The following is a 15,430-nucleotide window of genomic DNA, read 5'->3' as shown; positions in this document are numbered from 1 at the left end:
GATTTTATGTTGAATGTCTATTCAGCGGAGTCTAAGCGCTTCCAATATCGATTGTCTTTTGCAAGCAACACGTCTGCAGTGGAGGGACCATCACTACCCGCAGGGTAAGTTTCCATAGGTCTATCATCGTCAGCCCAAGCTGCGAGTAGGGAATCTGCCCACACCCAAGCTTGTTCAACTTCTTCACGCCGCATAAATAGCGCAAGATTTCCACGCACGACATCCATCAATAGACGTTCATAAGCGTCCGGATAGCGTATCATGAAATTGTCAGCCCAAGATAGGTTGAGAGGTAGAGATTTTACGCGCAATCCACCCGGACCAGGTTCCTTGATCTGCAAGAATAGGTGAACACCTTCATCAGGCTGCAATCTGATAATTAGTTTATTTGGTGATGCACCGCTTTGCATTCCGAAAATTGAATGTGGAGCCGGTTTAAATCTTATCACGATTTCCGACTGACGAGATTGTAAGCGTTTTCCCGTACGCAGATAGAAAGGCACGCCTTGCCAGCGCCAATTTTGAATCTCAGTCTTTAGGGCGACATAAGTTTCGGTCCGGCTGCTTTTCTTTTCTTCGGGAAGTTCGTCCTTATACCCTTTAACAGTTGCGCCGTTTATCGTGCCCGCGCGGTATTGTGCGCGAACAGTGCATTCTCGCGCGGAAGCTGCATCAAATGATTTTAACGCGCGCAACACTTTGATTTTTTCAGTTCGCACGTCATCAGCGTCAAGTGAGTTAGGTGGTTCCATTGCTGTTAAACACAATAGTTGCAAGAGATGGTTTTGGACCATGTCTCTTAGCGCACCGGAGTTGTCATAGTAATCCGCACGGCTTTCTAACCCAACAGATTCGGCAACAGTGATTTGAACATTATCGACTGTGTTTCTATTCCATAACGGTTCAAACAGCATGTTCGCAAAACGTAACACCAAAAGGTTTTGAACTGTTTCTTTGCCGAGATAATGGTCAATACGGAAGATTTGGTCTTCCTCAAAGACGCTTCCAACACCAGCATTAATTTCTTGCGCTGTTTCTAAATTGCGGCCAATGGGTTTCTCCAGCACCACACGTGATGTTGGGGTCACTAGACCTTTATCGCCGAGGTTTTTACATAATGGTGTGTAGAGACGGGGAGCCATCGCTAGATAGAAAACACGAGGGCGATCATCTTTTGCAACACATTTTTTCAGGTCTGCCCAGTTTGACTTAGGATCCGTCGCGTCGATTTGGACGTAGTGAAGCAATTTTGCAAAATTGTTGAATTTTTCGTCGTTTAACTCGCCTTGTTGGGCTTCGAGGCAAGCTTCACGGGCAAACGCAATAAACTCATCTTGCGTCCATTCACTACGAGCGGTTCCCACGATATTACAAACATCGGGAATTTGATTGTCTTTGAAACGATGAAATAGTGCAGGAATTAGTTTTCGTTTGGATAGATCGCCGGTTCCACCGAAGATTACTATATCAAACGGATCTACAGGAATGAATTCAGCCATCAGGTTTCTCGCTCTTCAAATCAGTCTATGTCATGTTTCGACAAAGGTATTTTGGCGCAATCAGAATACTAATTCGGGTAGAATTCTATCTAAACAGACCAAAATGATCGCGCTATCATTTTTACCTTATAGATGAAGTTTTTAATTTGTATAGGCTCGATTACTAAGCATTTTTGCAAGTTCTAGTGTGCGTCTTATCCCTTTATACGGGAATAGTTTTGACCCTATAAGCTGAATCGGTCAAATTCAAAAAGAAATAGTTGGTTATTAGTTAGGTAAATGCCTATCTAGTAGGCTGTTTGTCGGAAATTCATCAAGGTAGGAAAACCATTTAGTGGTGGACATTGCCAAAAGCGCGCTACGCATCGCGTTCGATAATAGAAGTTGGAGACTGGGTAATGAATAAAAATCTAATAGGTATCTTGGCTTCGTTGGCATTGTTTATTCTTCCCACAGGATGTTCAGCAGAAAAAGTTGAGCTAAATGATGGTGCGACTGAAGCTCAAGGCCCAGCGATTTGGCGCACTGGAGATGAAGACACGACTGTCTATCTTTTTGGAACAGTGCATGTTTTGCCGCCAAGTCTGGTTTGGCGTAATACCAAATTCAACGAAATTTTCGACCAAGCCGATATTGTGTATTTTGAAGCGGATGTCTCTGGGCAAGACCCTGCCTTAGTAAGAGCAATATCAAAATTGGGTTTTATGCCCATCGGTGAAGATCTATTTTCTATTTTGTCATCCTCAGAACGTGATGAAATCGTGGAAGCGATTAAAACCCTAAATTTGCCAAGCGCAGCTATTGCTAAAATGCGCCCATGGTTTGCTGCAATGGCGATCACATTACAAACAATCGAATCAATGGGGCAGGACCCTGAATCTGGTGTCGAACAGGTTTTGCACCCAGAAGCAAAAGCTGCAGGAAAAGAGTTGCGGTATTTTGAAACCGCAGAAGAGCAGCTCTCTTTCATGGCAAACTTGGATCAAAGTGTTCAAGTGAATATGTTGATGGAGACGGTTCGCCAAATCGACGATATAGGCAAAACAATTATCGCAATGGACAATGCGTGGGTCGTTGGAGATGTTGCTGGGCTTCATGACATCGTAATGTCTGATCCTTCAATGGCTTCAGATGAAATGATGGAAGTCATGCTTGAAAAACGGAATCAAAATTGGGTCGTGGAGTTGAATAGAGTTGTTGAAAAAGAAGAAGGCGTCTTTTTCGTAGCGGTGGGAGCAGCTCACCTTGTTGGCGACAAATCAGTGGTTCAAATGTTAAAAGATGGTGGATTTGACGTCACGCGCCTTCAATAAAGCCGCATAACAAAAAGGACGTTGATTTTATCAACGTCCTTTTTGCGTATATGTCTTCAACTATTATTTAGTTGGATCTTGCTCGCTACCTTTAAGAACAAAACGTCTGTCGCAATATTTGCATTCGACGATGTCGTCCTCGACCATGTCATACCAGACCAATGGATGACCAAGTGCTCCGCCACCACCATCACAAGAGGTCTTGTGGCCATCGATAACAATGATTTCGTGTTGAATATCTGTGTCTTGTGTTTGTGTCATGATAAAACTGATTTTTGGGTTGCTGACTTTTCTTCTTGGTAGAGTGCGTTTGTGCTTTGCGTCAATGCTAAACTCACTCTGTCAGTTATCCAATTGCTTGTTTGACCGCTGCAACGACATCTTCAACCGCCTTATTCATCATGGATTCTTCTTCGGCTTCAGCCATGACCCGAATGAGAGGTTCCGTTCCTGATTTGCGAACAACAAGACGACCTTTAGAGCCTAATTCTTCTTCAACATCTTTCATCACTTGTTTAACAGCTTTAGTTGTAAGCGGATCTTTGCCTGAATAGCGAATATTATCGAGGCGTTGTGGTGCTTTATCGAAAACATGAGCAACTTCAGATACTGGCTTTCCTGTTTTGCAAACAACTGCAAGAACTTGCAAAGCTGCGACGAGACCGTCACCAGTTGTTGCGTAATCACTCATCACCACGTGACCAGATTGCTCACCTCCAAGGTTTACCCCGTTTTCACGCATATCCTGAACAACATAGCGGTCTCCCACTTTTGTACGACGAAGTTCAATGCCGATTGATTTTAGGAAGTTTTCTAGTCCAAGATTAGACATGACAGTTGCTGATATCGCAGGTTTGGACAGCTTGCCTTCTTCTTTCCAGCTTTGAGCAATCAAACCAAGAACTTGATCACCATCTATGATGATCCCTTTTTCATCGCATAAAACGACGCGATCAGCATCACCATCAAGTGCAATACCTATGTCAGCCCGGTATTTTAAGACTGCCTCAGAAAGCGCGCGCGTATCAGTTGAGCCGCATTCTTCATTGATGTTAAATCCATTTGGTGAAACACCCAAAGAAACGACTTCTGCGCCTAGTTCGTATAAAACTTTAGGCGCGACTTTATAAGCTGCCCCATGTGCGCAATCGACGACAATGCGCAATTTGTTCAAGCGCTGACGGCGCGGGAAGGTGGCTTTTACGATTTCCACATATCTAGATTGTGCATCATCTATTCGGCTCGCTTTACCCAGTTTGGCAGACGCAGCCAAGTCTGCATCCATTGGGCGTTCCATAAGCGATTCGATTTCAAGTTCGGCTTCATCCGATAGCTTAAAACCGTCAGGTCCAAATAGTTTTATTCCATTGTCTTGATAAGCGTTGTGAGAAGCTGAAATCATAACGCCCAGATCTGCACGTAAAGATCGTGTAAGCATTGCAACACCAGGAGTTGGCAATGGTCCAAATAACACCACGTCCATTCCAGCGGCTGTAAATCCAGCGGTAAGTGCTGGTTCGATCATATAACCTGATAAGCGAGTATCTTTTCCTATAACAACGGTGTGGCGACGCTCATTATCTTGTTTAAAATAGCTTGCTGACGCCATTCCCAGCCGCATCACGACTTCAGGTGTCATAGTGCCTTTATTGGCAGGCCCACGAATTCCATCAGTTCCAAAATACTTGCGTGACATTTATGGTTGATTCCTCGTCGCTTGGGTCGATCTGAAAGATTCTGTCTTTCCACTACGATGCAATTAGCAAGCTATTTGTAGTTGGAAAAGGCATAACGGCTCTGAATTCTTTTAATAAAACTATTTGAGCATGATTATTCGGCAAGTTTTAGCTACATATTTCGTGTGAATGAATCTTATCATAACCGTCCCCCTTTTAACGAAGCATCTTCTCACCTACGTGTATGACAAACAATAGCAGGTATTATTTACAGCTGCGCCCTAAGTTAGTGGAGCCAAACATGAATTCTCAAAACACTTTTCCAGACTTCGCTATAGAATTGACAGGGCTTCAAAAAACATATGAAGCCAAAGGGAAGATGGAAGCAAAGCGTGCGCTCAAGGGGATTGATCTTAAAATTCCGCGCGGCTCTATTTTTGGATTGTTGGGGCCAAACGGCGCTGGAAAATCAACATTGATCAATATCATGTCAGGACTTGTCAATAAATCCGAAGGGCAAGTTAAAGTATGGGATTATGATCTGGATACGAACCCTCGTGAAGTCGCGTCTGCATTGGGTGTCGTCCCCCAAGAAGTCAACATGGACCCATTTTTTACACCCCGTGAAAGTATGGAGCTTATGGCTGGTTTTTACGGTGTGCCAGAAAAAGAGCGTAGATCAGATGAAATTCTTGAGGCGCTAGGGCTTGGCGACAAAAAAGATGCATATGTACGTCAACTTTCTGGCGGAATGAAGCGTCGTTTGATGGTTGCAAAAGCAATGGTGCACACGCCGCCAATACTAATTCTTGATGAACCTACAGCTGGGGTAGATGTAGAACTGCGTCGTCAATTATGGGAATATGTAAAAGAATTACACGCAAAAGGGACAACAATTGTCCTGACCACGCATTATCTTGAAGAAGCCCAAGAGATGTGTGACCAGATTGCGATCATCAATCATGGAGAAGTTATTGCGTGTGAGAGTACGGATACTTTGTTGTCTCGCATGGATCGAAAAAAATTAATTGTTCATCCAGAAACGGCAATTGATGAAATACCGGAAACATTAAAAGACTTGGATATTGCTATGCGTCCAGACGGAGCACTGATTGTTTCATATCGAGCAAACGAGACTCGTGTCATGGATCTATTAAACCGTATGCGAGAATCTGGAATACGTATTAAAGATCTCGCCACAGAAGAGGCTGATCTAGAAGATGTCTTTGTTTCAATGACGCGCGAAGAGGCATAACAATCCCTTCAAAACTGAATTTCTATACTAAAACTCTCTGATCAGGATATTTATTATTCTGGTCTCTGTTTTATTTAAAATAAAACAATCGAAACAAAGGCCAATACTTTGACGGAATTGTATATTGCAATTAGAGATTAGTTGAGTTTTGGGTGGGGTGAACATCAGTTGAGTTTCGCTAATATAACACATAAGTGGAATAGAAGTAATTCTAGTTGTGTCACTTTGGACGACTGATTATCTCTTCATCAAATAGCTAGATTAAAGTTGCTCCTGTTTATTGATAGGCGTGGCAATCGAAGAAGATTGATGAATAAATGTCGAAGAACGAAATTTCCAAGGATCGTCTAACGCACCTTCAGCGTTTGGAAGCTGAAAGCATTCACATCATGCGTGAAGTTGCAGCGGAGGCTGAAAAGCCGGTGATGCTGTACTCAGTGGGTAAAGATTCCGCTGTGATGCTGCACCTTGCAAAAAAGGCATTTTATCCTTCTCCGCCACCATTTCCATTGATGCATGTAGATACAACATGGAAATTTAAAGCCATGTATGAGTTGCGAGAGAAAGCAGCAAAAGACGCTGGGATGGAGTTGATAGTCTACCAAAATCCCGAAGCCAAAGAAAAAGGGATTAATCCATTTGACCATGGCTCACTTCACACAGATATGTGGAAGACAGAAGGGCTAAAACAGGCGCTCACAAAATACGGTTTTGATGCAGCCTTTGGTGGCGCACGTCGTGATGAAGAAAAGTCTCGCGCAAAAGAGCGTATCTTTTCGTTTAGAACAGCTAATCACAGATGGGACCCGAAAAACCAACGTCCAGAGCTTTGGAAACAGTATAATATGCGCAAAGCTAAAGATGAAAGCATTCGTGTTTTCCCAATATCCAACTGGACTGAATTAGATATCTGGCAGTACATCCACCTAGAAAACATCGACATTGTTCCCCTTTATAAAGCCGCTATGCGTCCAACCGTCGAACGCGATGGCATGCTTCTCATGGTTGATGATGAACGTTTCCCGCTTAAAGACGGTGAAGTGCCTGAGATGAAGTCTATTCGATTTAGAACGCTTGGTTGTTACCCGCTTACAGGTGCGGTCGAGTCTGAAGCGGCAACCCTTCCAGAAATCATTCAAGAAATGCTCCTGACAACGACTTCTGAGAGACAAGGTCGCGCGATTGACCATGATCAATCAGCGTCTATGGAGAAGAAAAAGCAGGAAGGGTATTTCTAAAATGACCACTGAAACAACAAATACTCATGCCGATAAAGCTTATGAAGCCGAAGCCCTTATTGGGCAGGATATTGATGCCTACCTTCTAAAGCACCAGCATAAATCCATGTTGCGCTTCATCACATGTGGATCAGTGGATGATGGAAAATCTACACTTATCGGTCGTCTGCTTTACGATTCAAAAATGATCTTTGAAGATCAGTTGGCAAGCCTAGAAAACGATTCAAAATCTGTTGGTACACAAGGACAAGAAATAGATTTTGCACTGCTTGTTGATGGATTAGCAGCAGAGCGCGAGCAAGGTATCACTATTGATGTGGCCTACCGCTTTTTTGCAACAGAAAAACGCAAATTTATCGTTGCTGACACACCAGGACATGAACAATACACCCGCAATATGGTGACAGGTGCGTCAACAGCTGATCTTGCTGTTATTTTGATTGATGCGCGTCAGGGTGTTCTCACACAAACAAAACGCCATTCCTACCTTGTGAACTTATTGGGCATTAAAAATGTCGTACTTGCCGTCAATAAGATGGACCTTGTTGATTATAAGGAAGAGCGATTCAACGAAATTGTTGCGGACTACAAAATATTTGCTGACTCAATTGGTATGTCTGCTTTTACCGCGATCCCGATATCGGGCCTTGCTGGTGACAACATTGTCGACAAAAGCGTAGCAACACCTTGGTATACTGGTCCGACACTTATCTCACACCTCGAAGAAGCACCGCTCAATGATACATTGATGGCAGAACGCGACTTCCGCATGTCTGTGCAATGGGTAAACCGTCCAAACTTGGATTTTCGTGGTTTTTCAGGGTTGATAACATCTGGAACAGTACGTCCGGGTGATGCTATTCGGGTACTCCCATCGGGTAAAACATCTACCATTAAGTCCATTGTAACAATGGATGGTGATCTTGAAGTAGCAAGTGTCGGTCAATCTGTGACTTTGACCTTCCAAGACGAGATTGATTGTTCTAGGGGAGATATCATTGCTGCCTCTGATGCACCGCCGGAAGTTGCTGATCAATTTGAAGCAACAATTGTTTGGATGGCAGAAGAAGAAATGCTGTCAGGACGTCCGTATCTTTTAAAGATAGGTTCAAACACCGTATCTGCCACAATCACTGAACCCAAATACGAAGTGAATGTGAATACCGCAGGTCAGTTGCCGTCTAAAACTCTAAAGTTAAATTCTATCGGTGTGTGTAACATATCAACGTCTAAACCTGTGACGTTTGAAAGTTATAGCGACAATCCTGATATGGGTGGGTTCATCCTTATTGATCGCATGACGAATGCAACTGTTGCGGCAGGTATGATCCATTTTGCGTTGCGTCGGTCACAGAACATCCATTGGCAAGCTGTAGATGTTGATCGTGAAGCTCATGCAGCCCAGAAAAACCAAACCGCGCGATTATTGTGGTTCACAGGTTTGTCTGGTTCTGGAAAATCAACAATTGCAAACCTTGTCGAGAAAAAACTGTTTGCTGCTGGTAAGCACACATTCTTGCTTGATGGTGATAATGTGCGCCATGGGCTAAATAGAGACCTTGGCTTTACTGATGCTGACCGCGTTGAAAACATCCGCCGCGTGGGTGAGGTCGCAAAACTTATGACGGATGCTGGTTTGATCGTCATGACGGCTTTCATCTCGCCATTCCAAGCCGAACGACAAATGGTGCGTGACCTTTTCACTGAAGGTGAATTTATCGAAGTGTTTGTTGATACACCGCTTGAAGTGGCGGAGCAGCGTGATGTGAAAGGTCTTTATAAAAAGGCGCGCGCTGGAAACCTGAAAAACTTCACGGGTATTGATAGTCCTTATGAGGCCCCTGCAAACGCAGAAATTCGGGTAAACACCGTTGAAATGTCTGCGGATGAAGCCGCTGATCTGATTGTCGAAAAGTTGATGGCATTATGAATGAACTAAGCGATGCGCAATTAGCAGCAGAACTTGCTGATGCTGCGGGAAAGATACTTTTAGAAGTTCGCGCGTCTGGGCTAGTTGACGGAAAAGCATTGGGAAAAACAGGGGATGAAACCTCAAATGCTTTCTTGATGCAGGCTCTGGCGCACCAGCGCCCAGATGATGCGGTTCTGTCTGAAGAAAGTAAGGATGATAAATCACGCCTTGAAAAGTCGCGCGTGTGGATTATCGACCCTGTTGATGGCACGCGCGAATATGGCGAAGGGCGTACTGATTGGGCGGTGCACGTCGCACTATCTATTGATGGGAAACCGTCAATCGGAGCTGTTGCTTTGCCGGGTATGGATTTAGTTCTGCGTTCTGATCAGCCACCACCGCTAAAACCGATGAATAACCCGCCCAAAATGTTAGTGTCTCGTTCTCGCCCCGGTAAAGAAGCGACAGCTGTTGCCGAAGCAATGGGAGCTGAATTACTTCCAATGGGCTCAGCTGGTGCTAAAGCTATGGCTGTTGTGCGCGGTGAAGCAGACATTTATCTGCATTCTGGCGGGCAATATGAATGGGATAATTGTGCGCCAATCGCTGTTGCCAATGCAGCAGGATTGCACACCTGCCGCATGGATGGATCAGAATTCAAATATAATTGCGATGATACTTATCTTCCTGATTTATTGATCTGCCGCCCCGAGCTTGCTGATGCCGCCCGAAAAGCAATAGACGCTCTTAATCTAGATTAAGCTATCATTTTAGCGTTTTAGCTTAGTAGATAGGATGACAGCTGTACTTGTGCGTTCGACTCCATCAATCTCGATAAGGCCGTCAATGGCTTTGTCGAGCATTTCGACGGTTGTAGAAGACACAATAACGATGAGATCATAGTCTCCACTTACTGAATGAATTTCTTCAACAGACGTATTGTCTTTGATCTTTGCAATGACGCTGTGAGTTTTCTTAGCGTCAAGCGTGACGGATATATGCGCGCGAACACGTGCTTTTTGGTAGGCTTCAGATAGCACGACTGTATAAGAAGATATTACGCCTGCTTCTTCAATTTTTTCTAATCGTTTCTGTGCAGTAGATCTCGATACACCTAGGGTGGAGGCTATATCTGTAACACTCATTCGTGCATTTTCTCGCAAGACATTTATAAGCTGGTCGTCTTTTTCAGTAATTGACATTCGAATCCTCGTATTTCGCAATGCGAATGTTAAAAGCATTAAATAGTATAAAAATCCACCCCAATATGCACAAAAGAATACTGTTTTTTGGTGCTGTAATTTGCTCTGCTTAGTCCAAACGGGAGAAGTTTATGCAACGTCGTAGTCACATATTTCCAACTTATGCACCGCCAGCAATTCAATTTGAACGTGGGGAGGGTGTCCGTCTCTGGGATACAGAAGGACGGGAGTATTTAGACTTTATTTCTGGTATTTCGGTCAACACTTTGGGACATGCTCACCCCGATTTGATAAAATCGCTCGAAAATCAGGCACAAAAACTATGGCATTTGTCTAATATGTTCGATGTACCTGGTCAATCTGAGCTTGCTGACCGTTATTGTGCACTTACTTTTGCAGACCGAATCTTCTTTGCAAACTCGGGTGCAGAGGCAGTTGAATGTGCATTGAAGGCGGCAAGACGCTATCATTTTGAAAAAGGTGAGCCGGACCGAATCGAAATTATCGGTTTTGATGGTGCTTTTCATGGGCGCACATATGCGACGATAAACGCTGCTGGTAATCCAAATTATCTAAAAGGCTTTGGTCCTGCTTTGCCGGGATATACCAAATTACCATTTGGAGACATGAATGCATTTCAAAATGCCTTAAGTGACAAAACAGCTGCTGTTATAATTGAACCTGTTCAAGGTGAGGGGGGCTTGCGTCCTGTTCCACTTGCTGACCTCACATTGATGCGAAAACTTTGTACGGAAGCTGGAGCATTATTAATCTATGATGAAGTGCAATGCGGCGCTGGGCGTACAGGTAAACTATTTGCCCATGAATGGGCCCAAGATGCGACACCAGATTTGATGGCTACCGCGAAAGGCGTAGGGGGAGGTTTTCCTCTAGGGATGACTTTCTCAACCGAAGAAGTGGCGCAATATATGGTGCCCGGTACACATGGCACAACATATGGCGGCAATGCTTTAGCCGTTGCTGTCGGCCATGCCGTTCTTGATCATATTTCCAAACCCAATTTTCTTCGCCATGTTGAAACTGTTTCCGAACAGATCCGTGATGGCTTTGAAGCTATTAAATCTGAGGTTCCAGGTTCAATTGTAGACGTGCGCGGCAAGGGGCTTCTTATCGGAGCAAAACTTGCAGTTTCCAACATTGCTGTGCGCGATGCTACGCGTGATTTGGGGCTTTTAATCGGGGTTGCCGGTGACAATGTTGTGCGTCTCGCTCCCGCTCTGAATGTATCATCAATAGATGTCGAAGAAGCGATCAATCGATTGAGAAAAGCGCTGATATCCGTGAAATCACAGGAATCTGAGAAAGAGTTGGTTTAACATGTCATCTATCTCAGGATTATATGTCGTGCGGGCGATTGATCCATCAGATCTTGAAGGCTTTTTCGCGCTTGCTCAAATCTCTGGACCCGGTTTCACAAGTTTACAGCCCAATATGGAATATTTAAAGCGTTATATTGACGCTTCCATGGAGAGTTTCGCAAACCCAGATGTAAAGAAATCTCAGAAATTCCTACTGGTGATGGAAGAGGTAAATACGGGCAAAGTTGTTGGTTGCGCCGCTGTGAAAACAAAAATCGGTATTGAACGTCCATTTGTCGATTTTGTGATGAAAGATGGACGTGGAAACCCGACAAAAGATGTTCGCAATGCTCTGTATTTGGACCCAGATCACGCGTTTGACGGTGCAACGGAAGTAGGGTCTCTCTTCATGCATCCCGATCACCGTAAAGGTGGATTGGGCAGATATTTGGCTAAATCACGTTATATGTTGATAGGGACAGCCCCGGAAGTATTTTCCAGTCCAATCATTGCCGAATTGCGCGGTAATCAGGATGCGAGCGGAAAATCACCATTTTATTCAAGCGTCCATAAAGCGCGTTTACAAAAGACTTTTGAAGAAGCAGATGAATTCATCACCCATGCTGATGATGAAGGCATGAAAGCAGTGATACCGACAGCTCCTATTGTCATAGAAAACCTTCCACCTGAAGCGCATAAAGCTATAGGTCAACCACATGAAAGCGGTGTGGGCGCTTATCATCTCTTGATGAAAGAAGGCTTCTCACAAACCGAAATTGTCGACCTTTTTGACGCTGGACCAATCATGTCAGCCTCATTTGAAGACCTTGCAACCATCCGCGAAAGTCGGAATGTCAGATTGAACATCAAGAGCATACCAATTGACCCAAAATTGATGATGGTCAGCTCTACCAAATTGTCCAGCTTTAGGGCTGTGATTGGTGAGTTTGAATGCGATGAAACGTCTGTCTCACTAAATGTTCAAGCAGCAACAGCCCTAACAGAGAATGACGGTGCAAATGTGCGATACTGGACACGCCCAGATGAACATAAGCATATCGGATTGCGAAGAGATGAGCGAGGCAGCATAAGCAAAACCGAAAAGGTTTATGAATAGCTATGGTTCAAACACATGTAAGTTCAGATCATATCCGTCAGAATTTTACCGCTGCAATGTCTAGAATGTATCGCGAAGAAGTCCCTGCCTATGCGGACCTTGTTGATATTGTTGATGACGTCAATTCTGAAACGATTGCTCAAAATTCTGAAGTAAGAAACAAAATAGAAGCAGAAGGCGGTATCTCAACCTTAAATGCTGAACGTCATGGTGCTATCCGCGTAGGAAAACCAGAAGAATTAAACATATTACGCCGCGCTTTTGCGGTGATGGGAATGTTTCCAGTGGGGTATTATGACCTCTCTGTTGCGGGCCTACCTGTCCATTCAACAGCATTTCGTCCCATAAAAGCCGAAGCGCTCGCCAAAAACCCGTTTCGTATTTTTACCTCACTATTGCGGTTGGACCACATTGCAGACGAGAAGCTAAGAAATATTGCTGGTGATATTCTGTCCAAACGTCAAATCGTGACGAATAGGGCTATCGAGCTTATTGAGCAGGCTGAAATAAAGTCAGGCCTATCTCACTCGCAAGCAGAGGAGTTTGTTTCTGAGTTGTTGGAAACTTTCCGTTGGCATTCAAAGGCATGTGTTGATGTCTCAACATACAAATCACTAAAAGATCAGCATCCGCTTATTGCTGATATTGTGAGCTTTGCTGGCCCGCATATCAATCATCTGACACCGCGTGTTCTTGATATCGATGAAGCGCAAAGACGTATGCCACTCAGAGGTTTGAACCCTAAAGATTCTATCGAAGGCCCGCCCTTAAGAAAGTGTCCAATTCTATTGCGTCAAACGGCATTCAAAGCTTTAAACGAGGCAGTTAGTTTCGTAGATGAAAATGATAAAGATATCACCGGACAACACACTGCGCGCTTTGGAGAAATAGAACAGCGCGGTATAGCACTTACCGCCAAAGGCCGTGCTCTTTATGATGAACTCCTTGCAAACGCAAAAAACAAATCATCACAGACGGATACACCCGAATCCAAAAGCTATTTTGATATTCTAAAGGATGAGTTTCAGGACTTTCCAGATGATTGGGACGTCATGCGAAGAGAAGGACTTGCTTATTTTTATTATCAACTCACGCAAGCAGGCAAAGTCGACGCAAATAGCGGTGGTCTGCGTCAATCATTGGAGGCGTTAATAAGTGACGGACTGGTTGAAGCTATACCCATTACCTATCAAGACTTTCTTCCCGTAAGTGCAGCCGGTATATTTAGATCAAACCTGTCTTCCAATGACGAAAAACTTTATGCGTCGGATGCCAATCAAGCACAGTTTGAGGAAGATCTGGGCGCGACAGTGCAAGACCCTTTTGCACTGTATGAAATGCAGCAAAATCACTCGATAGAGAAATGCTTGAAAATGCTAAATCCTGTTGGCTGCATAGATTAATTTACGGTTCCAATAGAGTGCCTTTTAAAGGGCATCAACGCGTTGTTGATGCCCTTCTTTTTGTTCTATTTAACCGATCTGGCGCGCTTGGGGCCAAGCACAATAATCTGCTGCATAATACGCACTTGGACGGGCGTTGCCAGATAGGCCGGGTCCACCAAATGGCATAGCACCGGAAGCACCTGTTGTTGGACGGTTGCGGTTTAAAATACCCACTCTCAGGCGCGCTTGAGCATATTCCCATACACTATCGTCAGACGTCACGACGCCAGCTGATAATCCAAAGCGAGTCGCATTTGCTAATTTGATCGCGTCATCTAAATCATCTTCACGATAAACCTGCAGGAATGGACCAAATAATTCCTCATCAGGCGGCGTTTGAGCATTCGTCATGTCAATGATTCCGGGGCGCACAATCCCTGTGCCTTCAACCATATCTGAAAGAGGTTTGATGAGTTTTCCGCCGAGTTCAACGCGTTCATTCTGGAAAGCAATTGCTTGCTCAACAGCGCGCGCAGATACAAGAGGGCCAAGATAAACATCTTTGCCATCCCATGGGCCAATTTTGACTGCATCAATTTTACCAATAACCGCCGCAAGGATTTCATTACCTTGCTTATCAGATGGCAGAATCAAGCGTCGTGTACAGGTGCAGCGCTGGCCAGTTGTTACGAATGCTGACTGGAAGACAACTTCTGCGGCGGCTTCAATATCATCCGTCTTGTGAATGATAAGCGGGTTATTGCCGCCCATTTCAAGCGCTAACATAATATCTGGTCGACCTGCAAAATGCTTGTGAAATGCCGTTCCAGTATGGTGTGAACCCGTGAAAAGCAAACCATTAATGTCTGCGTTTAAAAGCGCCTGACCTGTGTCTCGTCCGCCTTGAACAACGTTTAAACATCCAGCTGGTAATCCTGCTTCTTCAAAGGCTTCCACCATGATTTTAGCAACACCGGGCGCAAGTTCTGAAGGTTTAAAAACAATCGTATTCCCAGCGAGGAGAGCCGGAACGATGTGACCATTTGGTAGGTGACCGGGGAAGTTAAATGGACCAAAGACAGCCATAACGCCAAAAGGGCGGTGTGTCAGAGATATTGCTCCAAAATCAGCTTCTTTTGTCCAACTTCCAGCTCTATCATTTTGAGCAGTAATTGAACCTGCGATTTTGGCGACCATTGCACCAGCTTCCGTGATGGCTTCCCACGCAGGTTTGCCCATATCACGGCTAATTGCATCCGCTATTTCTTGTTTGCGGTTCCCTAGTGCAATAGCGTAATTTTTCAAGACTGTGTCACGCTCTGCTTGAGGTTTTAATGACCAAGTATCGAATGCTTTGCGGGCCGCTGCTGTAGCGTTGTTAACTTGGTCGGCATCCGCTGCATGGTATTTGCCGACAACTGATCCATCTGATGGTGATATGCTGTCGAATGCAGATCCGTTACCTTGGTTCCAGACCCCATTTATATATGTATCTAATGTCATTGGCTTAGCCC

13 protein-coding genes are annotated in these 15,430 nt (G+C 44.5%); 8 read left to right on the top strand and 5 right to left on the bottom strand.

Going from position 1 to position 15,430, the window contains the following annotated elements; genetic code table 11:
• Positions 1–17: 17 nt before the first annotated feature.
• Complete coding sequence (gene zwf / locus AC5EF3_RS07830) at positions 18–1,499, bottom strand: glucose-6-phosphate dehydrogenase (protein ID WP_015827385.1); 1,482 nt, start codon at positions 1,497–1,499, stop codon at positions 18–20.
• 398 nt (positions 1,500–1,897) lie between these two features.
• Between zwf and AC5EF3_RS07825 the strand changes: the two genes are divergently transcribed.
• Positions 1,898–2,812 carry a TraB/GumN family protein gene (locus AC5EF3_RS07825; protein WP_493547628.1) on the top strand — a complete coding sequence of 305 codons (915 nt, stop codon included), beginning with the start codon at positions 1,898–1,900 and terminating at the stop codon, positions 2,810–2,812.
• Between the two features lie 63 nt (positions 2,813–2,875).
• Here the strand turns inward: AC5EF3_RS07825 and AC5EF3_RS07820 are convergent, their stop codons facing one another.
• Positions 2,876–3,073, bottom strand: coding sequence for a zinc-finger domain-containing protein (locus tag AC5EF3_RS07820; RefSeq protein ID WP_015827387.1), 198 nt, complete (start codon positions 3,071–3,073; stop codon positions 2,876–2,878).
• Positions 3,074–3,158: 85 nt separating this feature from the next.
• Entirely contained in the window at positions 3,159–4,508 is a 1,350-nt protein-coding gene (gene glmM, locus AC5EF3_RS07815; RefSeq protein WP_015827388.1) for a phosphoglucosamine mutase, read from the bottom strand.
• Between the two features lie 281 nt (positions 4,509–4,789).
• On the opposite strand from glmM, the gene AC5EF3_RS07810 reads away from it, so the two are divergent.
• The 4 genes from AC5EF3_RS07810 to AC5EF3_RS07795 all read left to right on the top strand — a co-directional run bounded on the left by AC5EF3_RS07810 (position 4,790) and on the right by AC5EF3_RS07795 (position 9,654).
• Positions 4,790–5,743, top strand: a complete 954-nt coding sequence (locus tag AC5EF3_RS07810; RefSeq protein WP_493547627.1) for an ABC transporter ATP-binding protein — start codon at positions 4,790–4,792, stop codon at positions 5,741–5,743.
• Between the two features lie 317 nt (positions 5,744–6,060).
• Complete coding sequence (gene cysD, locus AC5EF3_RS07805) at positions 6,061–6,981, top strand: sulfate adenylyltransferase subunit CysD (RefSeq protein ID WP_015827390.1); 921 nt, start codon at positions 6,061–6,063, stop codon at positions 6,979–6,981.
• Position 6,982: 1 nt separating this feature from the next.
• Positions 6,983–8,911 (top strand): sulfate adenylyltransferase subunit CysN, encoded by a 1,929-nt coding sequence (cysN, locus tag AC5EF3_RS07800; protein ID WP_493547626.1) that lies wholly within the window; start codon positions 6,983–6,985, stop codon positions 8,909–8,911.
• Entirely contained in the window at positions 8,908–9,654 is a 747-nt protein-coding gene (locus AC5EF3_RS07795) for a 3'(2'),5'-bisphosphate nucleotidase CysQ (RefSeq protein WP_493547625.1), read from the top strand. Before cysN ends, AC5EF3_RS07795 begins: the two co-directional genes overlap by 4 nt.
• Before the next feature lie 9 nt (positions 9,655–9,663).
• Here AC5EF3_RS07795 and AC5EF3_RS07790 read toward each other — a convergent pair whose 3' ends face one another.
• A complete protein-coding gene (locus tag AC5EF3_RS07790) occupies positions 9,664–10,095 on the bottom strand; it encodes an Lrp/AsnC family transcriptional regulator (RefSeq protein WP_015827393.1) in 432 nt (143 codons plus the stop codon).
• A gap of 131 nt (positions 10,096–10,226) precedes the next feature.
• On the opposite strand from AC5EF3_RS07790, the gene AC5EF3_RS07785 reads away from it, so the two are divergent.
• From AC5EF3_RS07785 to hglS, 3 genes are read left to right on the top strand one after another with little or no spacing between them, the layout of a single operon-like run.
• Positions 10,227–11,432, top strand: coding sequence for an aspartate aminotransferase family protein (locus AC5EF3_RS07785; RefSeq protein ID WP_493547624.1), 1,206 nt, complete (start codon positions 10,227–10,229; stop codon positions 11,430–11,432).
• A gap of 1 nt (position 11,433) precedes the next feature.
• Positions 11,434–12,531, top strand: a complete 1,098-nt coding sequence (locus AC5EF3_RS07780; protein ID WP_493547623.1) for an arginine N-succinyltransferase — start codon at positions 11,434–11,436, stop codon at positions 12,529–12,531.
• A gap of 2 nt (positions 12,532–12,533) precedes the next feature.
• Positions 12,534–13,934: a 2-oxoadipate dioxygenase/decarboxylase HglS gene (hglS, locus tag AC5EF3_RS07775; protein ID WP_493547622.1), complete on the top strand. Its 1,401-nt coding sequence runs from the start codon at positions 12,534–12,536 to the stop codon at positions 13,932–13,934.
• Between the two features lie 69 nt (positions 13,935–14,003).
• Here the strand turns inward: hglS and astD are convergent, their stop codons facing one another.
• Positions 14,004–15,419 (bottom strand): succinylglutamate-semialdehyde dehydrogenase, encoded by a 1,416-nt coding sequence (astD, locus tag AC5EF3_RS07770; protein ID WP_493547621.1) that lies wholly within the window; start codon positions 15,417–15,419, stop codon positions 14,004–14,006.
• Positions 15,420–15,430 lie beyond the last annotated feature (11 nt).

The organism is Hirschia sp., from assembly GCF_058892565.1.
Note: the sequence above shows the minus strand (reverse complement) of the source record. Positions and strands in the feature narration are given on the sequence as shown.